This window comes from Lelliottia sp. F153 (genome assembly GCF_002870005.1).
GTDB classification, from domain to species: Bacteria; Pseudomonadota; Gammaproteobacteria; order Enterobacterales; family Enterobacteriaceae; genus Enterobacter; species Enterobacter nimipressuralis.
Genome location: NZ_PKFT01000002.1, coordinates 331832 through 355733, shown reverse-complemented (window position 1 = coordinate 355733; position 23902 = coordinate 331832). Strand labels below are relative to the sequence as shown.

At 54.3% G+C, this 23902-nt stretch carries 24 protein-coding genes; 17 read left to right on the top strand and 7 right to left on the bottom strand.

What is annotated here, in order from left to right; translation table 11 throughout:
• The first annotated feature begins 119 nt into the window (after window positions 1-119).
• Together F153LOC_RS08810 and F153LOC_RS08805 are read left to right on the top strand one after the other, a co-directional pair.
• Entirely contained in the window at window positions 120-968 is an 849-nt protein-coding gene (locus F153LOC_RS08810; RefSeq protein WP_102104838.1) for a YPO3983 family protein, read from the top strand.
• On the top strand, window positions 965-1432 hold the full coding sequence (locus F153LOC_RS08805) for a DUF943 family protein (RefSeq protein ID WP_102104837.1): 468 nt from the start codon (window positions 965-967) through the stop codon (window positions 1430-1432). Before F153LOC_RS08810 ends, F153LOC_RS08805 begins: the two co-directional genes overlap by 4 nt.
• A 32-nt stretch (window positions 1433-1464) precedes the next feature.
• Here the strand turns inward: F153LOC_RS08805 and lsrK are convergent, their stop codons facing one another.
• Window positions 1465-3045, bottom strand: a complete 1581-nt coding sequence (gene lsrK, locus F153LOC_RS08800) for an autoinducer-2 kinase (protein ID WP_102104836.1) — start codon at window positions 3043-3045, stop codon at window positions 1465-1467.
• Window positions 3046-3078: 33 nt separating this feature from the next.
• Window positions 3079-4050 carry a transcriptional regulator LsrR gene (gene lsrR / locus F153LOC_RS08795; RefSeq protein WP_102104835.1) on the bottom strand — a complete coding sequence of 324 codons (972 nt, stop codon included), beginning with the start codon at window positions 4048-4050 and terminating at the stop codon, window positions 3079-3081.
• 217 nt (window positions 4051-4267) lie between these two features.
• On the opposite strand from lsrR, the gene lsrA reads away from it, so the two are divergent.
• The 6 genes from lsrA to lsrG are packed head-to-tail and all read left to right on the top strand — an operon-like array spanning window position 4268 to window position 9954.
• Window positions 4268-5755 carry an autoinducer 2 ABC transporter ATP-binding protein LsrA gene (lsrA, locus tag F153LOC_RS08790; RefSeq protein WP_100778826.1) on the top strand — a complete coding sequence of 496 codons (1488 nt, stop codon included), beginning with the start codon at window positions 4268-4270 and terminating at the stop codon, window positions 5753-5755.
• Entirely contained in the window at window positions 5752-6783 is a 1032-nt protein-coding gene (gene lsrC, locus F153LOC_RS08785) for an autoinducer 2 ABC transporter permease LsrC (protein ID WP_102104834.1), read from the top strand. Before lsrA ends, lsrC begins: the two co-directional genes overlap by 4 nt.
• Window positions 6784-7767 carry an autoinducer 2 ABC transporter permease LsrD gene (lsrD, locus tag F153LOC_RS08780; RefSeq protein WP_100778828.1) on the top strand — a complete coding sequence of 328 codons (984 nt, stop codon included), beginning with the start codon at window positions 6784-6786 and terminating at the stop codon, window positions 7765-7767. It abuts the gene before it with no gap.
• On the top strand, window positions 7764-8765 hold the full coding sequence (gene lsrB, locus F153LOC_RS08775; RefSeq protein WP_102104833.1) for an autoinducer 2 ABC transporter substrate-binding protein LsrB: 1002 nt from the start codon (window positions 7764-7766) through the stop codon (window positions 8763-8765). The genes lsrD and lsrB overlap by 4 nt, the downstream gene beginning before the upstream one ends.
• 11 nt (window positions 8766-8776) lie before the next feature.
• Window positions 8777-9664: a 3-hydroxy-5-phosphonooxypentane-2,4-dione thiolase gene (gene lsrF, locus F153LOC_RS08770; protein WP_100778830.1), complete on the top strand. Its 888-nt coding sequence runs from the start codon at window positions 8777-8779 to the stop codon at window positions 9662-9664.
• Window positions 9661-9954 carry a (4S)-4-hydroxy-5-phosphonooxypentane-2,3-dione isomerase gene (gene lsrG / locus F153LOC_RS08765; RefSeq protein WP_102104832.1) on the top strand — a complete coding sequence of 98 codons (294 nt, stop codon included), beginning with the start codon at window positions 9661-9663 and terminating at the stop codon, window positions 9952-9954. The genes lsrF and lsrG overlap by 4 nt, the downstream gene beginning before the upstream one ends.
• 85 nt (window positions 9955-10039) lie before the next feature.
• Here lsrG and ygjG read toward each other — a convergent pair whose 3' ends face one another.
• Window positions 10040-11419 (bottom strand): putrescine aminotransferase, encoded by a 1380-nt coding sequence (gene ygjG / locus F153LOC_RS08760; RefSeq protein WP_199174668.1) that lies wholly within the window; start codon window positions 11417-11419, stop codon window positions 10040-10042.
• Between the two features lie 435 nt (window positions 11420-11854).
• Here ygjG and F153LOC_RS08755 point away from each other — a divergent pair, with 435 nt between their 5' ends.
• Together F153LOC_RS08755 and F153LOC_RS08750 are read left to right on the top strand one after the other, a co-directional pair.
• The gene (locus tag F153LOC_RS08755; protein ID WP_102104830.1) at window positions 11855-13375 is read left to right on the top strand and encodes a PAS domain-containing methyl-accepting chemotaxis protein; all 1521 of its coding nucleotides are present in this window, start codon (window positions 11855-11857) and stop codon (window positions 13373-13375) included.
• A 341-nt stretch (window positions 13376-13716) separates the two neighbouring features.
• The gene (locus F153LOC_RS08750; protein WP_100780816.1) at window positions 13717-15276 is read left to right on the top strand and encodes a methyl-accepting chemotaxis protein; all 1560 of its coding nucleotides are present in this window, start codon (window positions 13717-13719) and stop codon (window positions 15274-15276) included.
• Here the strand turns inward: F153LOC_RS08750 and F153LOC_RS08745 are convergent.
• Window positions 15273-15821, bottom strand: coding sequence for a PadR family transcriptional regulator (locus tag F153LOC_RS08745; protein ID WP_100778834.1), 549 nt, complete (start codon window positions 15819-15821; stop codon window positions 15273-15275). The two genes, F153LOC_RS08750 and F153LOC_RS08745, sit on opposite strands and share 4 nt — an antisense overlap.
• A gap of 234 nt (window positions 15822-16055) precedes the next feature.
• On the opposite strand from F153LOC_RS08745, the gene F153LOC_RS08740 reads away from it, so the two are divergent.
• A complete protein-coding gene (locus F153LOC_RS08740; protein ID WP_102104829.1) occupies window positions 16056-16820 on the top strand; it encodes a siderophore-interacting protein in 765 nt (254 codons plus the stop codon).
• On the opposite strand, the gene F153LOC_RS08735 is transcribed toward F153LOC_RS08740, so the two are convergent.
• Window positions 16821-17990 (bottom strand): DNA repair protein, encoded by a 1170-nt coding sequence (locus F153LOC_RS08735; protein WP_102104828.1) that lies wholly within the window; start codon window positions 17988-17990, stop codon window positions 16821-16823.
• Between the two features lie 270 nt (window positions 17991-18260).
• Between F153LOC_RS08735 and F153LOC_RS08730 the strand changes: the two genes are divergently transcribed.
• On the top strand, window positions 18261-18584 hold the full coding sequence (locus tag F153LOC_RS08730; protein ID WP_102104827.1) for a DUF1889 family protein: 324 nt from the start codon (window positions 18261-18263) through the stop codon (window positions 18582-18584).
• A gap of 191 nt (window positions 18585-18775) precedes the next feature.
• On the opposite strand, the gene F153LOC_RS08725 is transcribed toward F153LOC_RS08730, so the two are convergent.
• Window positions 18776-19810, bottom strand: coding sequence for a tyrosine-type recombinase/integrase (locus tag F153LOC_RS08725; RefSeq protein ID WP_102104826.1), 1035 nt, complete (start codon window positions 19808-19810; stop codon window positions 18776-18778).
• On the bottom strand, window positions 19810-20385 hold the full coding sequence (locus F153LOC_RS08720) for a phage repressor protein CI (protein ID WP_102104825.1): 576 nt from the start codon (window positions 20383-20385) through the stop codon (window positions 19810-19812). Before F153LOC_RS08720 ends, F153LOC_RS08725 begins: the two co-directional genes overlap by 1 nt.
• A gap of 133 nt (window positions 20386-20518) precedes the next feature.
• Here F153LOC_RS08720 and F153LOC_RS08715 point away from each other — a divergent pair, with 133 nt between their 5' ends.
• From F153LOC_RS08715 to F153LOC_RS08695, 5 genes are all read left to right on the top strand, one after another.
• Window positions 20519-20782: a hypothetical protein gene (locus F153LOC_RS08715; protein ID WP_102104824.1), complete on the top strand. Its 264-nt coding sequence runs from the start codon at window positions 20519-20521 to the stop codon at window positions 20780-20782.
• A gap of 116 nt (window positions 20783-20898) precedes the next feature.
• Window positions 20899-21237, top strand: a complete 339-nt coding sequence (locus F153LOC_RS08710) for a DUF5347 domain-containing protein (protein WP_102104823.1) — start codon at window positions 20899-20901, stop codon at window positions 21235-21237.
• 66 nt (window positions 21238-21303) lie between these two features.
• Window positions 21304-21531 carry a DUF2732 family protein gene (locus tag F153LOC_RS08705; protein WP_102104822.1) on the top strand — a complete coding sequence of 76 codons (228 nt, stop codon included), beginning with the start codon at window positions 21304-21306 and terminating at the stop codon, window positions 21529-21531.
• Window positions 21531-21752, top strand: a complete 222-nt coding sequence (locus tag F153LOC_RS08700) for a TraR/DksA family transcriptional regulator (protein ID WP_102104821.1) — start codon at window positions 21531-21533, stop codon at window positions 21750-21752. The genes F153LOC_RS08705 and F153LOC_RS08700 overlap by 1 nt, the downstream gene beginning before the upstream one ends.
• Before the next feature lie 94 nt (window positions 21753-21846).
• On the top strand, window positions 21847-23805 hold the full coding sequence (locus tag F153LOC_RS08695; protein WP_233210350.1) for a replication endonuclease: 1959 nt from the start codon (window positions 21847-21849) through the stop codon (window positions 23803-23805).
• Window positions 23806-23902 lie beyond the last annotated feature (97 nt).

The following is a 23902-nucleotide window of genomic DNA, read 5'->3' as shown; positions in this document are numbered from 1 at the left end:
TAACAACATACAAATGCACATTCAGAATGTGAGATTGGGTACTTTTTTTTTAGAAAAACGTGATTAAATGCACTTCTTGTAATAGTGATAACTTGTTGTTATTCAAGGAGGAAATAATAATGGAGTATCCATCAAAATTATCAATAGATTGTCCCTGTACTCTGTTTAAAACGATCAACCCATTTAATGATTATTCTGCGGATGATATGCAATGTGGGGATATGAATGAGCAGCAGTTAAGATCACTTGGGTTGCACGATATCTCAGGCCAGGTGGACCCCTATCGGCTAATTTGCTACGACGTTCCGAACGTACCAACGATATTTGGTGGGTACACTACCCCCTCCGATGGAAGAAAAGTGTCTCACGAAGAATGCGTAAATATTTTATTCAATGAAATGACTGAACTTTCAAATGAATTTTCGCGCATAGGAAAATATCAGCATCTAATTAAAGAGATGATCTCTCATTTTAGATATGGTGATGGAAAACCTTTTTATAGCACAACTCTTAATGTTGCGTTCGAAAACCGTGTGAATGACCCAAAACCTAACAGTTCAATATCAATAATAAAAAGCACCATTGAGGATGAAACTGGTGCTGATTTTTTCTGGAATGCATATACACCACTCGAGGAAAGTATCGCATTAGCACTTCATGATTCAATGTTACCAAAATTCAATCAAGTGCAAGACAACATTAATGGTCTTGGAATAACGGTGCATGATATCCATGCTCAGAAGATAACGCTTCTATCCATTGAAAAATATGCAATAGGATGGGAGGCTGAAATTCTCTTTGAGGCACAGGACCACTTTGGTCTCGATTGTACTGATATTAAAAGTGAATTTTATAGCCAGTTCCGATTTTTTCGCATCTGGTTCTTTCTTCAACGGCACAAAGATTTCGCCTTTCGACCTTTCTTTACGAATTTTTCAGCGTTTGCAAGAATTGGAAGTTATCAATGAAAAACAAAAAAAAACGATTTATTGGCATTTTTATTATTATTGCAATGTGTAATCTTTGGTCGCTTAGACCAGTTAAAATATTACATGTTTATTCTGACTTCAATTCTTCTGTCTTCATTGTAGTTGATCATTTACCATGGGCTGACAGTGATAAAATTGGTTGGTTTTTATCACGAAGGGAAAAATTAATTAATGATTATCCCTTAATCGATGGTATTCCTCATTCTTATTATATTATGGATGTAGGTGAAGGGTTTACAAATTATAAAGAGAACCCGAAGGAAGATCTGTTGTGTTTTTCAATGGGAAAGAAGGAGCATAATTGTATTATTAAAAATTATCCGATGGTTATGAGTGAACGGCCCTATGAAAATATTCATTTTCAGATATCTTCTGAATGGGCAGTTTATAATTATGAATTAACTCCAGAAGGCAAAATTGAATATAGCCATAGAGAGAGGTAGGCCGGATAAGCGCATCGCCATCCGGCCCGTGTTTATGGTGCAACAGCCCGCACAAGCCCCGGGGCCTGCCACATCGACGTGGTCAGCCCGCTGTCGACCAGCCCTAGCTGGTCGGCGTACACCGCCTGCCATTTCTGCATCATGCCGTCGTACAGTTCGCGGTGTTCTGGGTTGGGGGTAAATTCCCGGCTCCAGCGCACCAGTTTTTCCCCCGTCGATGCCATATCGGCATACAACCCGGCACCAGTGCCCGCTGCAATGGCGCAGCCCAGCGCGGTCGCCTCTTTGACTTCCGGCACGCGCACCGGCAGCCCGGTGACGTCGCTTAAAATCTGGCTCCAGAGCGCGCCTTTTGCGCCGCCGCCTGCAAACACCAGGCTCTCAAACGTTACCCCGGAAAAGTGCGAAATCTGCGCCAGATTACAGGCGGAGACAATCGCCGCATTCTCTTCCAGCGCGCGGAACAGCGTGGCTTTATTGCATTTTTCCGGATCGATGGAGAGATTAATAAACGACGGTGCGGCGTGGTACCACTGCTTGAAATGCATCGCATCGGAAAAGATCGGCATCACGCCGTGCGATCCCGCCGGAACACGGGCTGCCATCTCTTCAAGCAGGGCGTAAGTGTCCATCCCCATCCGCTCGGCAATGAGTTTCTCTTCGGCGCAAAACGCGTCACGGAACCAGCGCATCGTCAGCCCGGTGAAGAAGCTAATGGATTCCGCCTGCGCCATACCGGGTATCACGTGCGGATTAACGCGAATATTCATCTCCGGATCGGTGCGCACCTGCGGCAAATTCACCACCTGCTGCCAGAACGTTCCGCCCAGCACCGCGGTTTGCCCGGCGCGGACCACGCCCAGCCCCAGACAGCCCAACTGCACGTCGCCGCCGCCCATTACCACCGGCGTGCCTTCACGCAGCCCACTCTGTTGCGCCGCTTCGCGGGTCACCGCTCCCAGCACCGTGCCCGTCTCTTTGACAGGGGAGAGAATATCGGCCCGCAGCCCGGCCATATCCAGCAGAGCAGGGCGCCAGTCGCGGCTGAAGAGATCGAGCATCCCGGTAGTGCCTGCATTGGAAGGGTCCACCGCCAGCTCGCCCGAAAGCTTCGCCGCCAGCCAGTCGCTGATCATGGTGATGGTCGCCGCTTTGCGATAGATATCCGGACGATGGTGCGCCAGCCACAGCAGGCGCGGCATGGCGCTCAGGGCCAACGTCTGGCCTGAGACGTCATACACTTCGGATTCAAAACGGTAGTCGTGGATCTCTTTGAGTTCAGCCACTTCCCGGCTGGCGCGGGCATCGACGTTAGCGCAGGCCCAGATGGCATCGCCGTTGCGATCGTAAAGCACGATCCCCTCGCGCATCGAACAGCAGGCGACGGACTGGATATCCGCTGCGCTCAGGTGCGCGCGCTCCAGCGCCTGGTGAATGCACTGGCAGGCCAGCCGCCAGTTGGTGTCGAGATCGAACTCCATCGAGCCTGGCACGTTCTCCACGCTCAGGTGTTTCCACTCCGCCTGGCCGACGGCGACCTGGTTTCCCTGCAAATCAAATACAACGGCGCGAACGCTTCCCGTCCCTGCATCTAACGCTAAAAGGTAACTCATGAGCTTGCCTCGTGTTGGCACGGGGCAAGTGGCTTATTTCGCCAGGGCAAGCACCGCGCGGGCTGTCGTCTCTTCCGTCACCAGGCCATTAATAAGGCGACCTTTCAGTGCGGCGTAAATCGCATCTGCTTTCTCTTCCCCTCCGGCCACGCCGACGATGGTTGGCAACTGCGCCAGTTCCTCGAGCGTGACGCCGAGCAATTCCTGATGAATCTCCAGGTCGGGCACCCGTTCGCCTGCGGCATTAAGGAAATAGCCGAGGATGTCGCCGACCGCACCTTTGCGCGCATACATGAGCTGCTCGCCTTCGCTGATATAGCCCGAGCGCAAAATGGTGGCGTCACGGCGCTGATTCACGGAGCCAATACCCACCACGGCGGCGTCGGCGGCGGTGGCGGCGAGGATCACGTCCCGCACGCTGGCTTCGCGTTTTAAAATGCCGGCAACGTCTGCCGATGAAACCCGCAGCGGAGCCGGGATCATGCTGATGCTACAGGCCGCATCCAGCTGACCGATGCCTGTCATGTAAGGGCCCACGCCGCCGGAAAGTGTCACCAGCCGCACCTGCTGTGAGCTAATAAAGCCGCTTAAGTGCTGAATGCAGCTCATGGTCGCTTCACCAAATCCCACCGCCAGCAGCTGTCCCGGTTCCAGTAACCCCATCAGCGACTGCGCTGCGCCAATCCCCAGCCGCACGTTCATCGGCGCAGTATTCAGGGCTGGCACCACGCGAACCATTTTCAGGTTAAAGCGCTGTTGCAGCTCAGTCTCCAGCGCCAGACACCCCTCATAGCGGGAATTTATCTGTACGCGGATCACTCCAGACTGACGCCCTTTTTCCAGTAAACGGGAGATCTTCAGGCGCGGCAGCCCTAAGCGCTCGCCAATATCGTTCTGCGTCAGGCCGTCGTGGTAGTAACACCACGCCACCCTGGCGACCAGTTCTTCCTCTGCCAGCGCCAGCCCGGCAAACCGACTTTCTTCGGCAGTGCGTTTATCGCCCATATTTGAACTCTTATAAAAATTTAGATCATATGTTCGCTCAGACGCGGGCAGAAAGTGTGAGCCACGCGGCAAAACGGATCTTTAAAGAAACAACGCAGAGTTATCAGAATCTGAATCGATAAAACTGTGATCCCTGCACGGTTGTAAATATAGTTCACCGTCTACGCTTTTGAACATTATTAAATCAAAAAATCATTTGTTCAATAGCGGAGCGATGATGACAGTCCTGATCGAAGCGCGTGATATCCACAAGCAGTTTTCCGGCGTACCGGTGCTGAAAGGCATTGATTTCACGCTGCTATCCGGTCAGGTCCATGCTCTGATGGGCGGCAACGGCGCGGGAAAATCGACGCTGATGAAAATTATCGCCGGGGTGGAAACGCCCGACGGCGGTGAACTTTATGTTGAAGGCAAGCCATTTGCGCGCCTCAAGCCCGGTCAGGCGCACCAGCTGGGGATCTACCTGGTGCCGCAGGAGCCGATGCTGTTTCCCAATCTCACCGTGCGCGAAAACATCCTCTTTCGTCTGCCGCGCGGAACGCAACACGAAAAACGCCTCGCCGATAAACTCCAGCAGCTGCAGTGTCAGCTGAATCTCGACGCCGCTGCCAGCACCCTCGAAGTAGCGGATCAGCAGATGGTGGAGATCCTGCGCGGATTAATGCGCGAGGCGAAGATCCTGATCCTCGATGAACCGACCGCTTCACTCACGCCGGGGGAAACGGAACGCCTGTTCCGCCAGATCCGCGCATTGCAGGATCTCGGCGTCGGCATCGTGTTTATCTCTCATAAATTGCCGGAGATCCGCCAGCTCGCCAGCCACATCTCGGTGATGCGCGACGGGGCGGTAGTGCTGAGCGGCGAAACCTCGGCCTATGACGACAGCGCCTTAATCGCCGCCATGACGCCGGTCAGCCGCGAGCACGCCTTAAGCGACACGCAAAAACTGTGGCTGGCGCTGCCGGGCAATCGCCGCACGCAGGCGCAGGATTTCCCGGTGCTGCGGGTGGAAGATCTGACGGGCGAAGGCTTTATCGATCTCAATGTCGAGATCTACGCCGGGGAGATCGTCGGCCTCGCCGGGCTGGTGGGATCCGGGCGCACCGAGTTCGCGGAGACGCTCTATGGGCTGCGGCCCGCACGCGGCGGGCGGATCTGGCTGGAGAACCAGGAGATCGGCGGCGATTCCGTCCTGTCGCGTCTCGCCAAAGGGCTGGTCTATCTCCCGGAGGACAGGCAAGTTTCCGGATTGTTTCTCGATGCACCGATCCGCTGGAACACCGTGGCGCTGAATGAGCCGTCCCTCTGGCAGCAGCGCAAGCGCGAAGCGGCGGTGGTGGAGCGTTACCACCGGGCGCTTGGGATCAAACTCAACCACCCGGATCAAACCGTGCGCACGCTCTCCGGTGGCAATCAACAGAAGGTGCTATTGGCCCGCTGTCTGGAAGCCAATCCGCTGCTGCTGATCGTGGATGAGCCGACGCGCGGCGTCGATGTTTCGGCGCGTGCGGACATTTATCAGCTGATCAAAAGCGTGGCGGCGCAGAACGTGGCGGTGCTGATGATCTCCAGCGATCTCGATGAATTTCCGGGTCTCGCTGACCGCGTGCTGGTGATGCATCAGGGCGTGCTCAGCGGTGAACTGCCGCGCCACGCCGTCAGCCTCGACCGGATGATGGCGCTGGCCTTTGGAGGACAATCATGAAGACGTTACTGAAGAACCGCGAGCTGAGCGCCTTTCTCGCCATTCTGGCGCTGTTCGGCGTGCTGGTGGCGCTCAATCCGGCGTATTTGAGCTTTCAGACGCTGGGGATGATTTTCGCCAGTTCGCAAATCCTGATCCTGCTGGCTCTGGGCGCGACGCTGGTGATGCTGACGCGCAACATTGATGTGTCGGTTGGCTCGACGGTCGGGCTATGTGCGATCGCCGTCGGCGTGGCGCTTAACAACGGCTACAGCCTGCCGGTATCGATGCTTTTTGCGGTCGTCATTGGCGCGCTGGCCGGGGCCTTTAACGGCCTGCTGGTGGTTGGGCTGCGTATTCCGGCGATTGTCGCCACTCTCGGCACGCTGGGGCTATATCGCGGGGCGATGCTGCTGTGGACCGGCGGGAAGTGGATCGAAGGATTACCGTCGAGCCTGAAAGCCCTGTCGGAACCCGTCGCTGTCGGTGTTTCGCCGCTGGGTATGGTGGTGCTGTTTCTGGCGCTGATTGGCGCGTGGACGTTGTCGCGCACCGCGTCAGGCCGTGATTTTTACGCCGTGGGCGATAACCTGGCCGCTGCGCGTCAGCTCGGCGTGGCGGTAAACCGCACCCGGATGATCGCGTTTACCCTCAACGGCGTGCTGGCCGCCTGCGCCGGGATCGTCTTTGCGTCGCAGATCGGTTTTGTACCGAATCAGACCGGCAGCGGGCTGGAGATGAAAGCCATCGCCGCGTGCGTGCTGGGCGGAATCTCCCTTCTCGGCGGCACCGGCACCCTGATTGGCGCGTTTCTCGGCGCCTTCTTCCTCACACAAATCGACACCGTGCTGGTGCTGTTCAAGCTCCCGGCCTGGTGGAATGACTTTATCGCCGGGCTGGTCTTGCTCGGTGTGCTGGTCCTCGACGGGCGTCTGCGTCAGGCGCTGGCGCGTCATCAGCGCGCGCTGAAGTACAGCCGTTTCCAGCCCGGCAACAAAGGGGGAAAGCACGTCACCCCGTTTCCGAAACGCAAAAAAGAGGTGGCGTAAATGAAGCTTAACTGGGAAAGCGCGCTGCTGATTTTACTGGTGCTGGAAATTCTGCTGTTCGGGGCCATCAACCCACGGATGCTGGATATCAACATGCTGCTGTTCAGCACCAGCGATTTCATCTGCATCGGTATTGTGGCGCTGCCGCTGACGCTGGTGATCATCAGCGGCGGGATTGATATTTCGCTCGGCTCGACCATTGGCCTGTGCGCGATTGCGCTGGGCGTAATGATGCAGGCCGGCTGGCCCATGACGCTGGCGATACCGCTCACGCTGGTGCTCGGCCTGCTGTGTGGCCTGTTTAACGCGGCGCTGATCCACTACACCGGCATCAGCCCGCTGGTGATTACCCTCGGCACGCTCTACCTCTACGGCGGCGGGGCGCTGCTGCTCTCCGGCATGGCGGGCGCGACCGGCTACGAGGGCATCGGCGGCTTCCCGGACAGCTTTACCGCCTTCGCCAATCTGACGCTGTTCGGCCTGCCGATTCCGCTGGTGTTGTTCGCGGTGATTACCTTCTTCTTCTGGCTGATCACCCATCGCGGGCGCTTTGGTCGGCATCTGTTTTTGATTGGGCAAAACCCGCGCGCGGCGCGCTACGCCGCCCTGTCGGTGAACGGGATGCCGTATGCGTTGTACGGGCTGGTGGGCGTGGCCTCGGCGATCGCCGCGCTGGTGATGGTCTCCTATTTCGGCTCGGCGCGCTCCGATCTGGGGCGTGATTTGCTGATGCCCGCGCTCACGGCGGCGGTGCTCGGTGGGGCGAATATTTATGGCGGTTCAGGTTCGGTTGTGGGTACAGCGCTGGCGGCATTGCTGGTGGGGTATCTGCAGCAGGGTTTACAGATGGTCGGCATCCCCAACCAGGTGTCGAGCGCGCTGTCAGGGGCGCTGTTGGTTGTGGTGGTGATGGGACGTTCGCTGAGTCTGCACCGTGAATGGCTGCGCACTCTTCTCACAAAAAATACCCGGAGCGTAAGATGAAAACAAAACTGATAGTCCTGGCGATGGCGTTAAGCTTTGCCTCGGCGCTGGCCGCCGAACGGATTGCGTTCATTCCTAAACTGGTGGGCGTCGGCTTCTTTACCAGCGGCGGGAATGGCGCAAAAGAGGCGGGTAAAGATTTGGGCGTGGATGTCACCTACGATGGCCCGACCGAACCGAGCGTCTCCGGCCAGGTGCAGCTCATCAACAACTTCGTCAACCAGGGCTTCAACGCCATTATCGTCTCCGCCGTATCGCCGGACGGACTCTGCCCGGCGCTCAAACGCGCGATGCAGCGCGGCGTGAAAGTGCTGACCTGGGATTCCGACACCAAACCTGAATGCCGCAGCATCTATATCAACCAGGGGACGCCGGAGCAGCTCGGTAGCCTGCTGGTGGATATGGCCGGTAAACAGGTCACGAAGCCGGACGCCAAAGTCGCGTTCTTCTACTCCAGCCCAACCGTGACGGACCAGAACCAGTGGGTGAAAGAGGCGAAGGCCAAAATCGAGAAAGACCACCCGCAGTGGCAAATCGTCACCACCCAGTTTGGCTATAACGACGCGACCAAATCCCTGCAAACCGCCGAGGGGATCTTAAAAGCCTACCCGGATCTGGATGCGATCATCGCGCCGGACGCTAACGCGCTGCCAGCGGCGGCGCAGGCGGCGGAGAATCTCAAGCGCGAAGGGGTAGCGATTGTCGGTTTTAGTACGCCGAACGTGATGCGTCCGTACGTCGAGCGCGGCACGGTAAAAGCCTTCGGCCTGTGGGATGTGGTCCAGCAGGGCAAAATTGCGGTCAATGTCGCCGATCATTTGCTGAAAAAAGGCGATCTTAACGTGGGCGACAGCGTGGATGTGAAAGGCATCGGCGTGCTGAAAGTCGAGCCTAACAGCGTGCAGGGTTATCAGTATGAGGCGAAGGGGAACGGCATCGTGCTGCTGCCGGAGCGCGTGGTGTTCACCAAAGAGAACATTGATAAATACGACTTCTGACGGGGGAGAACATGGCTGATTTAGATGACATCAAAGACGGAAAAGATTTCGGTATCGGCACGCCGCAGCAGAACGTGCCCTTTACCCTGAAGGGCTGCGGCGCGCTGGACTGGGGGATGCAATCCCGGCTTGCGCGCATCTTCAACCCGAAAAGTAATCGCACCGTAATGCTCGCCTTCGACCACGGCTATTTCCAGGGGCCGACCACCGGGCTTGAGCGTATCGACCTGTCGATTGCTCCGCTGTTTGCCGAAACCGACGTGCTGATGTGTACCCGTGGGATTTTGCGAAGCACCGTTCCGCCAGCCACCAACAAACCGGTGGTGCTGCGCGCGTCGGGCGGTAACTCGATTCTGGGCGAGCTGTCGAACGAGTGCGTGGCGGTGGCAATGGAAGACGCGCTGCGCCTGAACGTCTGTGCGGTGGCGGCGCAGGTGTATATCGGCAGCGAGTTTGAGCACCAGTCTATCAACAACATTATCAAGCTGGTGGATGCGGGCAATCGCTACGGCATTCCGACCCTGGCAGTGACCGGCGTCGGGAAAGAGATGGCCCGTGACGCGCGCTATTTCTCGCTCGCCAGCCGTATTGCCGCCGAAATTGGCGCGCAGTTCGTCAAAACCTATTTCGTGGAAGAGGGCTTCGAAAAAGTCACCGCCAGCTGTCCGGTGCCGATTGTGATCGCCGGGGGGAAAAAACTGCCCGAACACGAAGCGCTGGAGATGTGTTTCCGCGCCATCGATCAGGGGGCGTCGGGCGTGGATATGGGGCGCAACATCTTCCAGTCCAGCGCACCGCTGGCGATGCTGAAGGCAGTGAAGAAAGTGGTTCACGAGAACATGAGCGCCCGCGAGGCGTTCCAGTTCTGGCAGGAAGAGAAACAGGGAGAGGTGAAATGAATGTGACGTTAGTGGAAATCAATATTAAACCGGAGCGCGTGGATGAGTTTCTGAAGGTGTTTCGCGCCAATCATGAGGGCGCAATTCAGGAGCCGGGAAATCTGCGTTTTGACGTGCTGCAGGACCCGCGCGTCAAAACCCGGTTCTTTATCTACGAAGCTTACAAAGACGAAGAGGCGGTGCTGGCACATAAGAAAACGCCACACTATCTGGCCTGCGTGGAGAAACTCGAAGCGCTGATGTCGGAGCCGAGGAAGAAGCGGAGCTTTGTCGGGTTAATGCCGGCGTAAAAATCGCCGGAGGCACTGCGATTTACCCGGCCTACCGATTGCGTAGGCCGGATAAGTGCAGCGCTATCCGGCGAGAGAGAGGCCGTTACGCCTCTTCCACACTCACCCTCATTGCCGCCAGCGCCTTGCGGGCCGCTTTTAATACGGCTTCGCACTGCTCAATGGTCAGCGTCAGCGGGGGTTCGATACGGATGGTTTTCGAGTTGTTCAACGTCCCGGCTACCAGCACGCGCTGGCGGAACATCTCGCTTGCGAAGTTGTAGCCGATTTCGTTATCCACAAACTCGATGGCCATCAGCATCCCTTTGCCGCGTGCATCCTGCACCAGATCCGGGTACTCACGCCCTAACTGCAGGAAACCGTCCAGCAACATATCGCCTTTCTGCTCCGCCTGCGCGGGCAGATTCTGCTCCAGCAGCACGTTGATGGTGGCCAGCGCGGCCGCACAGGCCAGCGGGTTACCGCCAAAGGTGGTGGTATGCAGGAACGGATTATCGAACAGTACCGAGAACACCTCTTCGGTGGCAACGGTGGCACCAATCGGCATCACGCCGCCGCCGAGGGCTTTCGCCAGGCACAGGATGTCCGGCTGCACGTTCTCATGCTCGCAGGCAAACATCTTGCCGGTGCGCCCCATTCCGGTCTGCACTTCATCCAGAATCAGCAGCGCGCCAAACTCGTCGCACAGCTTACGCACCGCAGGAAGATAGCCCTGCGGTGGCAGGATCACTCCGCCTTCGCCCTGAATCGGCTCGAGGATCACCGCAGCCACGTCGTCGCCGGTTTTACGGCACTCGGTGAGTACGGTGCGCATCGCGTTGATATCCCCGAACGGCACGTGGCGGAAGCCCGGCAGCAGCGGCATAAAGGGTTTGCGGAACGTCGATTTTGCCGTTGCCGACAGTGCGCCCAGCGACTTGCCGTGGAACGCGCCCGTGGTCGCGATAAAGGTAAATTTCCCGCGCGGCGACTGGTACGCTTTGGCGAGTTTCAGCGCCGCTTCGACCGACTCCGTGCCGCTATTGCAGAAGAAGCTGTATTTCAGTTTGCCGGGCGTTAATGCTGCCAGCGTTTTCGCAAGCATGGCGCGAAGCGGGTCGAGCAGCTCCTGGCTGTGAAGGGGTTGTTTCTCGAGTTGATTCTGTACGGCGGAAACCACAGTTGGATTACGGTGCCCCACGTTGAAAATTCCAAAACCACCCAGGCAATCTATAAACTCCTGTCCCTGGGTGTCGACAAGCGTATTCAGACTTCCCGCTTGCCACTCTACGGCTCCGTAATCCCCGCCAGCGGTAACAGATTTTCGGTACTCTAAAAATCCCGGATTCACATGTTCTTTAAAGTAATCAATCACCTCTCGATTAAGTTGTTTCATCTCCTCATGGTCAAGCGTTCGCTTTTCGATGAGATTCAGTGCGTGCGCGGTACAGGCGAGAGCCGAGGCGCTGGAAGGTAACCTGTTCAAAATGAGCTCCGGGGGATCGCGTATCACATGATACTGAATTAATTATTGCAGGGATTACGCCACTTCCCGTGACTTAACGAAAATCGGGATAAATGCCAGGTCAACATAATGTTGTGCAAAATTTAATCGTGCCGGAAGGAAAGATACGCGCTTTGCCGCTGGGCTATCTGGCCTGGCGAGTGCCCTGGAATTCGTCAATTGCACCCCTGTAGTGCATGGTTTGCCACTTAAGGAGGCGTTAACTGGTGAGCCTTTATGGGTAATTTCTTTGCGAAAGTATTTGAAATCAATCAATTAGAAATGCGTACAAAAAGTGCGGTTTAACTGCAATTTGCGATCTCGATCGGATTTAACAACTAAAGATAAATTATTTACCGCCGAAAAAAGATAAACCCACAAAATTAACATTCAAATAACCTGCAAGGGATGCCCATCATGTCCGCTCAACCGTATGTCACTCAGAATGAATATCCTCTGAACGACGATACCACCCTCATGTCCACCACCGATCTCCACAGCCACATGACCCACACCAACGACACCTTCGTGAAAGTGAGCGGCTACCAACTGGATGAACTGCTGGGCCAGCCGCACAACCTGGTGCGTCACCCGGATATGCCTAAAGCGGCCTTTGCCGATATGTGGTACACGCTGAAACAGGGCGAGCCGTGGAGTGGAATTGTGAAAAACCGCCGTAAGAATGGCGACCACTACTGGGTGCGCGCCAACGCCGTGCCGATGGTGCGTGGCGGAGAGGTGACGGGCTACATGTCGATTCGCACCCGAGCCACGGCGGAGGAGATCGCCGCAGTCGAACCGCTGTATAAAGCCCTGAACGAAGGGCGCTGCAATAAACGTGTACATAAAGGACTGGTGGTGAGTAAGGGCTGGCGCGGGAAATTACCGGCGATGCCGCTGCGCTGGCGGGTGCGTGGTGTGATGGCTGGTCTGTTTGTGGCACTGGCTGCCACGCTTATTGCCACTCATGCGAGCTGGGCGGCACTGGGCGCGAGCGCGCTGGTGATGCTGCTGGGCACTCTCCTGTTCGAGCAGCAAATCGTGCGCCCGGTAGAGAATGTGGCGCGTCAGGCGCTCAAAGTTGCGACCGGCGAGCGTAACAGCGTTGACCATCTGAACCGCAGCGACGAGCTGGGGCTGACCCTGCGCGCGGTCGGACAGCTGGGGCTGATGTGCCGCTGGCTGATCAATGATGTATCCAGCCAGGTGGTAAGTGTGCGCGATGGCAGCGACCGACTGGCGAAGGGCAATGAAGATCTCAACGATCGCACCCGCCAGACGGTCGAGAATGTGCAGCAGACCGTGACGACGATGAATCAGATGGCGGCGTCGGTGCAGAGCAACTCTGAAACCGCAGCGGCGGCCGATAAACTCTCGATAGTGGCGAGCGACGCGGCAGCGGAAGGGGGCCACGCGATGCAGACCGTGGTGAAAACCATGGATGATATTGCCGACAGCACCCAGCGCATTGGCTCCATCACCAAACTTATCAACGATATCGCCTTCCAGACCAATATCCTGGCGCTGAATGCGGCGGTTGAAGCGGCGCGTGCGGGCGAGCAGGGTAAAGGCTTTGCCGTGGTGGCCGGAGAGGTGCGTCATCTGGCAAGCCGTAGCGCCAGCGCCGCCAACGATATTCGCAAGCTGATTGATGCCAGCGCCAGCAAGGTGCAGTCGGGGTCCGATCAGGTTCACGCCGCCGGGCGCACCATGGACGACATCGTGGAGCAGGTGCAAAACGTGACGCGCCTGATTGCCCAGATCAGCCACTCGACCTCCGAGCAGGCGACCGGTCTGTCTGACCTGACCCGTGCGGTAGCCGAACTGGATGACATCACGCAGAAAAACGCCGATCTGGTGGAAGAGAGCGCCCGCGTCTCGGCGATGGTGAAGCACCGCGCCGGACGTCTGGAAGATGCGGTCACGGTTCTTCATTGATTCAGTAATGTTCAAGAAAAAGCCCGCTTGTTTCAGCTGAAATAAGCGGGCTTTTTTGTTCCCGGCGTTGTAATTATATTTACGCTGAAATGTTAATTTTATATTAAATAACTAAAGTAATTGGCTCAGTTATTTATCCCCACCTAAGCCAATTTACCCCAACGCTATTTCAAAAATCACCTGTCTGACGGTTAAGTAACGATCGATGGCGCGTTATTAATAGATTCAGCCTATCCATTGCAGTGGTTATGAAATATAAAAACGATCAAAGTCATAAAGTTAGCGTGAAAGTTACCGATAACGCTGATCGTCTGAGAAATAATCACATCGATGGAGTATATATGTTCTTACATGACGTAAAGATCGGCACAAAATTATTTCTGGCCTTTGGATTCTTAATTGTTCTGATGGTGGTGAGTGCCAGCCTGTCGCTCCTGAGCCTTAACCGGGCAAATAACGGGATGCAAACCATCATTACCCACGATTACCCGACGACGGTAAAAGCCAATCAGTTGATTGATAACTTCCAGGAATTTGTTAGCACCCAACAGCTCATGCTGCTGGATGAGCAGGGCAAGTATGCTGCCCAGTCGCAGCAGCGGCTAAAAGCGATCAGCGAACAGATTACCGTCATTCTGACTGACCTGAATAACTCCCTGAAAGACGCAAAATCGCAACAGATCCTGACCGGCATCCGCGATGTGCGTCAGCAGTATCTCGACTCCCGCTATCGGATTTTGCAGGCCGTGCAGAACAACGACCGCGCGGGGGCGATCCAGGAGATGATGACCCACACTGTGGATCTGCAACAGGCTTACAAAGCCAAAGTGCAGGAACTGATCGCGGTGCAAAACAGCGAAATGCAAAGCGCCGGAAAGCAGGTGGACGGCGATTTCAACACCAACCGCTTGCTGCTGGTGATCCTCACCGCGTTTAGCGTGCTGATCGGCAGTACGATTGGCTGGTTTATCGTGCGATCCATCACCCGTCCGCTGGGCGAGGCGGTGGCGTTTGCTGAAGCCATTGCTGAAGGCGATTTAACCCGCAACATCACCACCCGCACGAAAGACGAAACAGGCTTGTTGCTGCAGGCCCTGATGGAGATGAAAACCCGTTTACTGGAAATTGTGCAGCAGGTGCAGTCCGGTTCGGAAAATATCTCCAGCGCGGCGGCGCAGATTGTGGCGGGGAACCAGGATCTGGCGGCGCGTACCGAAGAGCAGGCCAGTTCCGTAGAACAAACTGCGGCTTCGATGGAGCAGATCACCGCCACGGTGAAAAATACCGCGGCCCATACGGGTGAGGCGACAAACCTCTCCGCTGATGCGGCGAGCGTGGTGAAAAACAACGGCGAGATGATGAAGCAGGTGACGCAGAAAATGCGCCTGATAAACGAAACCTCTAACCGCATGTCGGATATCATCAACCTGATCGATGCGATTGCCTTCCAGACGAATATTCTGGCGCTGAACGCGGCGGTTGAGGCGGCGCGTGCCGGTGAGCATGGGCGCGGTTTTGCGGTGGTGGCCGGAGAAGTGCGCCAGCTGGCGCAGAAAAGCGCTTCGTCTGCCAGCGAGATCCGCCAGCTGATCGAAAGCTCAACCAGTCAGACCCAGGACGGGATGAACCTGGTGGAAAAAGCGAGCGGGCTGATTAACGGTATGGTCGGGAACGTGGAGGAGATGGACGTCATTCTGCGTGAGATCCGTCAGGCGAGCCACGAGCAGACGGAAGGCATCTCGCAAATTAACAGCGCGATTGGCCTGATTGACTCCACCACCCAGCAGAACTCTGCCCTGGTGGAGGAGTCGGTTGCAGCAGCGGCCTCGCTTAACGATCAGGCGATGCACCTGAAAGAGCTGGTAAAAGTGTTCCGCGTGCGCGAGGACGCGCTGGCTTAATCCAACTGGGAGATCTCCAGCGCCGCGCGGTCGATCACGCCGATGATCTGTTTGAGCTGCGCGTCGCTGATCTCCCCCTGATTCACTCTCAGGTCGAGAACCGCTTTGAAATTATCCAGCGCCCGCTTCATCTGCGGGTTTTTACGCAGCTGGAAGCCCACGCAGCGCGCTTTAATACGTGCCTGAATGTGTTCCAGATGTTCCTGATTTTCGTCAAGCCACTGCTGCCCGGCTACGGTGATCGCAATCTTCCTGCGCCCACCTTCCTCTTCCGAAATAGTAATAAATGCCTGATCCTGCAGGAAATCGAGGGTCGGATAGATCACGCCCGGGCTGGGGGTGTAATTCCCCTGGGTCATGCTCTCAATCTCTTTAATCAGTTCGTAGCCGTGGCTGGCGTTACGGGTCAGAATCTCCAGAATCACCAGGCGTAGCTCGCCGTGGCCGAAGAAGCGCTGACGTCGTCCACCGCCGCCGCCGTGATGGTCGGTGCCGCGGCCATGATGGTGATGGTCTCTGTCGAAATCGTCGTGGGAATGTCGCATCGTTTTCTCCTTAATTTGATATATCTAATTTATATCTAAAGTTATCGGATTAGCAATGCAGTTTTCTATATTTGTAGTATCTATATGAATTTATAGAATTTAATTATGAGTTGATGTGGCGGGAAACCCTTGTGATGGCTATATCAAAAAAAGACTTGCAATCTCGTTTGTTAGCAATCATTATCATTTAAAATTAATTTAGATATATCGTATTCACTTCACGAAGGCAGAAACATGACATCGACCCGCTACCCACAACGTGTACGCAATGAACTGCGCTTTCGCGAGCTGACCGTGCTCCGCGTTGAGCGTATAAGCGCTGGCTTTCAACGCATCGTCTTAGGCGGCGACGCGCTGGAGGGCTTTAGCTCAAAGGGTTTTGACGACCACACCAAAGTCTTTTTCCCGGCGCCGGGCGCGACTTTTGTCCCGCCGGTAGTCACTGACGAAGGCATCGACTGGGGCGACGGTGTGCGTCCTATGGCGCGTGACTACACGCCGCTGTACGACGAAGCACGCCACGAATTGGTGCTCGATTTCTTCGTGCACGATGGCGGTGTCGCCAGCAACTGGGCGGTGCAGGCACAAGAGGGCGATAAACTGACGATCGGCGGCCCGCGCGGATCGCTTGTTGTGCCCGAAGATTACGCCTGGCAGCTGTACGTGTGTGATGAGTCCGGAATGCCTGCGCTGCGTCGCCGTCTGGAGGCTATCGCACAACTACCGGTTCGCCCGGAGATTCACGCAGTGGTGACCGTGGGTGACGAAGCGTATAAGGACTATCTGGCGCATCTGCGTGATTTCAACATCTCCTGGATTGTCGGGCACAGCGAGCAGGCGGTGGCGGATCGGCTGGCGACGTTGAACGTGCCTGCCGGGGATTACTTTATCTGGCTAACCGGGGAAGGGAAGGTGGTGAAAAACCTGAGCCGCCAGTTTGAGACCGACGCGATTGATCCGCAGTTGGTGCGTGCCAGCGCGTACTGGCACGCGAAGTAATCAGGCCACTTCGTCGAGCTGCGCTGCGTTCACCTGATGTTCAAGCGCGGCGCGCACGTCGTGCAGCGCTTTCTCCTGCTGGGCAAAATAGGTTTCCATATTGCTCAGCGAGGAGACCAGCAGCCAGGACTCTTCTTTTTCCAGCTCTGCTAGTTCGTTCACTAATGTGTCGATTTGTTCGCGTACCTGCGCCATTTTTTTGCGAATACGCTCCAGATCGTTCAGGCGGTCACTTGCCATTAGCGGCTCAAAGCCCTGCTGCAGACGCGCAACCAGCGAACGAATGGCGTTCACATCGCCGCGCTGTTTGGCCTGGTTGAGCTGCACCATCATGGAGTTAGCTTCTTCTTTCAGATCGTCCGCCACCAGATCCGGGTGGCAGAGCTTACTGGCCTGACGCCAGAGTCGTTTCAGCTCGTTCTGATCCTCTTCCGACAGATCTTTGCCTTTGCGCAGACGCACTTCAGCATCGTGGTGCTGCTCGCGGTATTTCTCGTACTCTTCGTTGGCCTCGTCCCGCGCCTGACGTGCTGGCTCCTCTTCGCGCGTTAAGCCCATTTCCAGCTCTTGCGCCTCGGCCAGCAGATTGGCAATCAGATCGCTTTGCTGCTGCAGATGCTTACGCGCTTCGGCGGCCTGCACGGAGTCGGCCGGCAGGGCACGCCAGCGCTGAGTCAGCGTCGCCAGCACTTCTACGGCCTGCGCCATATATTGCTGGCAGCGGCGATAATCCTCTTCGCGACGACGCGCCTCCGCCTGCTGGCGGCGCAGGTTCAGCTCCGCCAGGGTTTTGCGCAGTTGCAGGATTTGTGACATTAGCGGGCCAAGGCGGGAGAAATAGAGATCGTTGAACTCGTCGAGCTGCTGTACGCGGGCGTTGCGGCGGTCAATCAGATCGCGCAGACGCTCTTCTAATGCTCTCAGTTCGAGTTTGCTGGCAGCCACCTGCGGGTCGCGCCACTGGGTCAGTGAGCGCTGACTCTGCAGCCAGGCAGTGATGGCAGCCATCGCTGCCGTGTAGTTCTTATTCTCAAGCGCCGCGACGATCGCCTGTAGCTCATCGTCAAACGCTTCACTTTTCAGCCGTGCCAGCTGACTGTAAATGATGTCGTCATCTTCCAGTTCAATGGCATTTTTTATGATTTCTAGCCGCTTGATCGGTGTGCTCATGATGCCTTTCGCTTTAGCGCTTAAGTATTTGAGTTAAGGTTAGTTGTGGTAAGAGCTACAGGAAATAATACACACGGATGATGATCGGCGCGACGAGGGATTTCTTTAGTTTTAGATGTTTGTGAGGGGGTTAATGGTTCGGGTGGGTGGATTGTGCAATGCTTTATGAATGTACCGGAGCGCTCAAGGGTAAGAGAGGTGTTTCCGGTACCGTGACAATCTCTTTGAATTTCCGATCAATTTCAGGCCCTGGTAAAGCGTAGTTACCAGATGGTTAATTTTAAGGATAAGAGTATGCCAACAGTCATTGAGAAAGCATTGGATTTCATTGGTGGTATGGACACTTCCGCGTCAGTGCCGCAGTCGATGGACGAGAGTACCGCGAAGGGAATATTCAAGTATTTGAAAGAGTTGGGTACACCAGCCAGCGTCGCTGATGTGATGGCGCGCGGCAGCCAGGAGGGATGGGATCCGGACTTCACCAAAAAAGTCGCCGGATGGGCTGAAAAAATTAACTCAACTGACCACGTCGTTATCAAGAACCCTGAATACTTTTCTGCGTATATGCAGGAGCAACTCCGGGAGCTCGTGTGAGTTATCCACGCCGCTGATTCATGAATCCTGAAAAAACTAAGGGCTTACGTTTTGGCGTAAGCCCTTTATGTTTGGTGGCCCCTGCTGGGCATGAACAGCGACCAAGCGATTATGAGTTCCTACAGCAACAACCGAAAAACAATGGTTTACTATAATTATCATTGACATACATTGCCATTGTTTGCCAGGGTTTACCTATTTTTCGCCATTTCGACCGCCACTTTATCGCCACTCACCGCCAAAGGGTTGAGCTTAACGGCATCCTCTAAGTGGTCTGGAGCAAAGTGCGCATATCGCATTGTCATTTTGATGTCAGTATGGCCGAGGACACGCTGCAAGACCAGAATATTACCACCATTCATCATAAAATGGCTGGCGAAGGTATGGCGCAAAACATGGGTAAGTTGTCCTGCCGGTAGTTCGATGCCTGTTCTTTCTAAAGCAGACCGGAACGCGCCATAGCATTCACTAAACAACCGACCTTTTCTTTCATCGGGCAGGGAGTTGTAAAGCTCTTTGCTGATGGGAACTGTGCGGTTTTTTCTGCCTTTCGTGTTGGTGTAGGTGATTTTGTATTTCGCAAGCTGGCTTTGTTTTAAACTCTCAGCCTCTGACCACCGAGCGCCTGTGGCAAGACAGATTCTGACCACGGTTTGTAAGTCAGGGTGGTCATGGCGTTGACACTCACCGAGCAGAAGCGCTATCTGGTCGTGAGTTAGCCAGGCCATCTCTATCTCTTCCGTGCGGAAAGGGCGCATATTTTTCAGCGGATTTTCACCCTTCCATTCTCCGAGGCGGTTTAACTCATTGAACACCGCGCGAAAGTAGGCCAGTTCAAGGTTAAGGGTGCGAGGCGACACCTCTTTCACTCTGTTTGAACGGGCATATTCACCTTTCAACCGCTTTTCCCGGTAGCGGGAAAACATCTGCGCATCAAAATCACGCGCGCGCGGTTCGCCCATACACTCAAAGGCGTGGTGCATTGCTAACTGACGTTTTAGTCCATCTTTGAGAGTTATGCCGTGTGCGCTATACCACGCATCAATTAGCTCTTTTAGCGTGCGTCTGTCTTCTTTTTCTTCCTGCCAGGGATTTTGTACGGTGTATTGTTCGAAGGCGAGTGCCTCGCCTTTGGTGGCGAATTTTTTTCTTATACGTTTGCCTTTTGCCCCATTCGGATAAAGCTCGCAAATCCAGCCTCCAGCAGGGTTTTTACGGACAGTCATTACTTAATCTCGCTGTATATACCTACCACACGACCAAGCGTTTTTATCTCGCGAACTTCGCATTCAAAAGGCACATTTCCACCCGCAACATGAAGCTTCTTACCTGGAAGTAAAGTCAAATCGCGGATATTGATGGTTCCTTCAATATCAATCAGCCAGAGACCGTCAGTCAGGGCCGCATCTTGTTCAATAAAGTGCAGTTTGCCTTCGGTACGAACAGCGATACCGTCTTTGAGCGCTTTACTAAAAAAATCAGCATCAATACTTAAAGTGGAATTTTTAACGAGTTCACCATCACTTAAAGTGAATGATGCGATCTCTTTGGGATCCGTTGCGGCGGGCTTTCCATCATATTGCAAACCTTCCCCGGTAAGTAACCATCGCAAGCTTGCCCCCGTTTCAAGAACGCACTGTACGGCGAAATCGTACGAAATTGTGCCACGAGAGTAGCGATTTTGAAGGGAACTGGCCGCAATGTTGAAATGCCTTGCGAGCTGGATTTTTTGATTAAATCCATATACCTGGCAGATGCGGTCCAGTAACTCATCATTGTTCACTTGAGAATCAAGGATCAATATATACTCCTTTGGGTGTTTACTAATGCCCAAATGGGTATTAGTATTGTTGCTAATTCAGGAAAATCAATGGCTGAGGTTGGCAAACAGAGACCATTGATTGCAAACATTATCCAAATGGGAATCATGCAACATGGCTTCTGAAATCGCAATCATCAAAGTGCCTGCTCCAATCGTTACTCTGCAACAGTTCGCAGTGCTTGAGGGGGTATCTGAACGCACCGCTTATCGCTGGACAACCGGTGACAACCCTTGTGTACCTATTGAACCTCGCACCATCCGCAAGGGTTGTAAGAAAGCCGGTGGCCCGATACGCATCTATTACGCTCGCTGGAAAGAAGAGCAATTGCGTAAAGCTTTAGGGCACTCCCGTTTTCAGCTCATCATCGGTGCATGACGCCATCTGAGTAAGTTCGATAGCTGATTGATAGATTTCTTTTCACTGTGCGTTTCATATTCCTGAAGCTACAGGGTGTACCGAGAGTGGAACCCCCTTTCATAAGGAGAGAAAGTATGGCTATTGAAGCTGATTCAGCAACCGTTCCACTCAAGACGAGTGAGCGTTTGGCGGGTCTCAATTATGTGGCAGAACTGCGTGCAAAATATTGGGGTTGCAACAGTAAAGAACTGGAATGTTTTATCGAGAAAATGCGTGAGAAGCACGACCCCTTATATGAAGATAATATTCGCGCGCTGGCAGCTATTTTTTATCTCGCAAAACTCCCTGTGGCTCGTCATGAGCTGCAATTCAATTCGCTGACGTATGATGAGAAAAAATCGCTTATTACTGCAATGAATCATTTCCGTGCAGTAGTGAGTTTATTTCCAAAACGGCTAACCATGCCGAATTAACCCTAAAAAAATACACTGGTGTAAACCCACCGGGCATCCCTTTGCCTAAATTCAGGAGATTACATAATGCGAAATAACGAAATCAATAAAATTGAAACAGATCCCGATAGTTTGGCGGTATTGCTGTCTGACGTTAAAAATGAAGAACGTAAAGCGCACGCTTTGGTTTTTTCTAAACGCCTTAAAGCAATGGCCCTCCATATTAGTTACCAGGGATTGAATAGTACCGAAGCTGCGGAGTTGCTGCGTGGCGAGGCGGAACATCTTGAGTACGAATCTCAGGTGCAACACTAATGGCTGACGCAATGGATCTCGCACAGCAACGCGAGCTGGAAGAGCGTGAGCGTTACATCAATAGCGCTCGTAGCCGAATTACTGCGCCTTCTCGTCTCATTTGCGAAGCCTGTGACAGCCCAATCCCAGAGGCTCGTCGCATTGCCATCCCTGGGGTGGCATATTGTGTGACCTGCCAGGAAATCACAGAGCTAAAAAACAGAAATTATCGGGTTGGATGACTTGGCTATTCAGCTCGCTTACCCATGGAACGCAGCGCGACCTGCAATAGCCAGCCCATATCTGACCTATGAGCAACAGTATCGCCGCGACCGTATGTTCGCGGCTTTGCGGCATGCGAGAAAGGCGCTTTCTCTCCAGCCGGAGTGCGTGCGTTTTGATATTTACCGCACTGCTGCGCTGCTGGAAAAAAATAAGGGCAGCCAACGAGCCAACGCTTTTTTAATCAGCTTTTGCAAAAAGGCATTGCCACGCGTTGAGCGGGTCGCAAAAAAATATGAGTGTACGGGTATTAATCGCAATGTATCAGCCGCTGTTTTTGGTGGTCATTTTGATACCCAGATTATGCAATATCTGGCATCACGCATGGTCAATATGGTCGCCAGATATAACCGCCTCCCGGACATGTCGCGCGCCGATATTGACCTGCTGGCCGCTGATATTGCTAATTTCATTCGCGCTGAACTGGCTAACATTGACGACATTGGGTTTAGCGAGCTTAAAACGCTGTACACCTGGTACATGCGTGCCGGTTTTATATCCCTGCAATTCAACATTATTCCGCCGCATTGGGAGAAAGTCACAAAGAAATATGTCGGGGAGGATGTCATTGCACCGGCAGTAATGCGCATGTTCAGTGAAGTGTGGTGGCGTGGTCGTTTGCGCCGTATTGCGGCTGCATGGCGCGAACACCTGCAAATTGCCGTTGGCAATGTCAGCAAAAAACGGCACGCCTACGCGAGTAAAAACTGCGTGACCGACTGGCGCGAGCAGAAGCGCCGCACGCGTGAATTTCTCAAGGGGCTGGATCTCGAAGACGAAGACGGTAACCGCATCAGCCTGATTGAAAAATACGACGGTTCGGTCGCTAACCCTGCGATACGCCGCTGCGAGCTGATGACCCGCATCCGTGGGTTTGAAAATATCTGCAATGAGCTTGGTTATGTCGGGGAGTTTTACACCCTGACCGCGCCGTCTAAATATCACGCAACAACAAAAGCGGGCTACCGTAACAGCAAATGGAACGGAGCCAGCCCGTCGGACACGCAGAGCTATCTTACCGGCCTGTGGGCGCGTATTCGCGCCAGGCTGCACCGGGAAGACATCCGTATTTTCGGTATCCGTGTTGCTGAGCCTCATCATGATGGTACGCCGCACTGGCACATGCTTATGTTCATGCTGCCAGAAGATGCAGAGCGTGTGCGCCTCATCATTCGCGATTATGCATGGGAGGAAGACTGCCAGGAACTGAGAAGTGATAAAGCTAAAAAGGCACGCTTTCATGCTGAGGTCATTGATCCGGCAAAGGGCAGCGCGACCGGCTATATCGCTAAATACATTTCCAAAAATATCGACGGTTATGCTCTTGAGGGTGAAACCGATGACGAAAGCGGTGAGTTACTCAAAGAGACTGCTTCTTCCGTTTCGGCATGGGCGGCGCGCTGGCACATTCGTCAGTTTCAATTTATCGGCGGTGCGCCAGTGACGGTCTACCGTGAGTTGCGTCGTCTCGCGGATACCGAGACCGCGCACGGCCTGAGCATTGAGTTTGCCGCCGTCCACGATACCGCCGACGCCGGTGACTGGGCTGGTTACGTTAATGCGCAGGGTGGGCCGTTTGTCCGTCGCGATGATTTGCAAGTGCGCACGCTGTATGAGCCTCGCACCGAATTTAACCAGTATGGCGAGGAAATCGTTTGTATCCGTGGCGTGTACGATTCCGCCGTCGGTGCAGGTACTCCAATTTTAACCCGGCTCACACAATGGAAAATTGTGCCGAAGCGGGCCGTTGATTTGGCCGTTGACGTTAAGGGCGCTCCTGCGCCCTCTTGGAGTTCTGTCATTAACTGTACGGAGAGTGAAAGCGATCCTCCGGTATTCGCTTTATCAAAGCCCTTAGGTCTACGTAAAAGGCGGCTATTGAAGGCTCAACTCAAGCTGCCAGAGCAGGATATTGATATTTATTGCGGGCGTGAGAAACAGTTTGTTCAAGCGCGTTGGCCAGACGACTTGCAAAGTCTTTCAACGCCAGTGAACGCTTCGTCTGAGGGCTGAGTGTGAACCCGAATTAAGTGAAATCCGAAGTGTTTTTAGCCGTTGAAGGTTGCGTGCATCCCATTAATATCCATCGATATCATGAAGATACATATGC

Excerpts from the sequence above, each read along its gene's own strand:
- lsrC (WP_102104834.1), top strand. The coding sequence starts at position 5,752 with ATGAAGACGTTACTGAAGAACCGCGAGCTGAGCGCCTTTCTCGCCATT.
- F153LOC_RS08740 (WP_102104829.1), top strand. The coding sequence starts at position 16,056 with ATGACATCGACCCGCTACCCACAACGTGTACGCAATGAACTGCGCTTT.
- F153LOC_RS08745 (WP_100778834.1), bottom strand. The coding sequence starts at position 15,821 with ATGCGACATTCCCACGACGATTTCGACAGAGACCATCACCATCATGGC.
- F153LOC_RS08810 (WP_102104838.1), top strand. The coding sequence starts at position 120 with ATGGAGTATCCATCAAAATTATCAATAGATTGTCCCTGTACTCTGTTT.
- F153LOC_RS08730 (WP_102104827.1), top strand. The coding sequence starts at position 18,261 with ATGGTTAATTTTAAGGATAAGAGTATGCCAACAGTCATTGAGAAAGCA.
- lsrF (WP_100778830.1), top strand. The coding sequence starts at position 8,777 with ATGGCTGATTTAGATGACATCAAAGACGGAAAAGATTTCGGTATCGGC.
- F153LOC_RS08725 (WP_102104826.1), bottom strand. The coding sequence starts at position 19,810 with ATGACTGTCCGTAAAAACCCTGCTGGAGGCTGGATTTGCGAGCTTTAT.
- F153LOC_RS08695 (WP_233210350.1), top strand. The coding sequence starts at position 21,847 with ATGTTCGCGGCTTTGCGGCATGCGAGAAAGGCGCTTTCTCTCCAGCCG.
- F153LOC_RS08710 (WP_102104823.1), top strand. The coding sequence starts at position 20,899 with ATGGCTATTGAAGCTGATTCAGCAACCGTTCCACTCAAGACGAGTGAG.
- F153LOC_RS08755 (WP_102104830.1), top strand. The coding sequence starts at position 11,855 with ATGTCCGCTCAACCGTATGTCACTCAGAATGAATATCCTCTGAACGAC.
- lsrG (WP_102104832.1), top strand. The coding sequence starts at position 9,661 with ATGAATGTGACGTTAGTGGAAATCAATATTAAACCGGAGCGCGTGGAT.
- F153LOC_RS08735 (WP_102104828.1), bottom strand. The coding sequence starts at position 17,990 with ATGAGCACACCGATCAAGCGGCTAGAAATCATAAAAAATGCCATTGAA.
- F153LOC_RS08750 (WP_100780816.1), top strand. The coding sequence starts at position 13,717 with ATGTTCTTACATGACGTAAAGATCGGCACAAAATTATTTCTGGCCTTT.
- F153LOC_RS08805 (WP_102104837.1), top strand. The coding sequence starts at position 965 with ATGAAAAACAAAAAAAAACGATTTATTGGCATTTTTATTATTATTGCA.
- lsrD (WP_100778828.1), top strand. The coding sequence starts at position 6,784 with ATGAAGCTTAACTGGGAAAGCGCGCTGCTGATTTTACTGGTGCTGGAA.
- F153LOC_RS08705 (WP_102104822.1), top strand. The coding sequence starts at position 21,304 with ATGCGAAATAACGAAATCAATAAAATTGAAACAGATCCCGATAGTTTG.
- F153LOC_RS08715 (WP_102104824.1), top strand. The coding sequence starts at position 20,519 with ATGGCTTCTGAAATCGCAATCATCAAAGTGCCTGCTCCAATCGTTACT.
- F153LOC_RS08700 (WP_102104821.1), top strand. The coding sequence starts at position 21,531 with ATGGCTGACGCAATGGATCTCGCACAGCAACGCGAGCTGGAAGAGCGT.
- lsrK (WP_102104836.1), bottom strand. The coding sequence starts at position 3,045 with ATGAGTTACCTTTTAGCGTTAGATGCAGGGACGGGAAGCGTTCGCGCC.
- lsrA (WP_100778826.1), top strand. The coding sequence starts at position 4,268 with ATGACAGTCCTGATCGAAGCGCGTGATATCCACAAGCAGTTTTCCGGC.
- lsrR (WP_102104835.1), bottom strand. The coding sequence starts at position 4,050 with ATGGGCGATAAACGCACTGCCGAAGAAAGTCGGTTTGCCGGGCTGGCG.
- lsrB (WP_102104833.1), top strand. The coding sequence starts at position 7,764 with ATGAAAACAAAACTGATAGTCCTGGCGATGGCGTTAAGCTTTGCCTCG.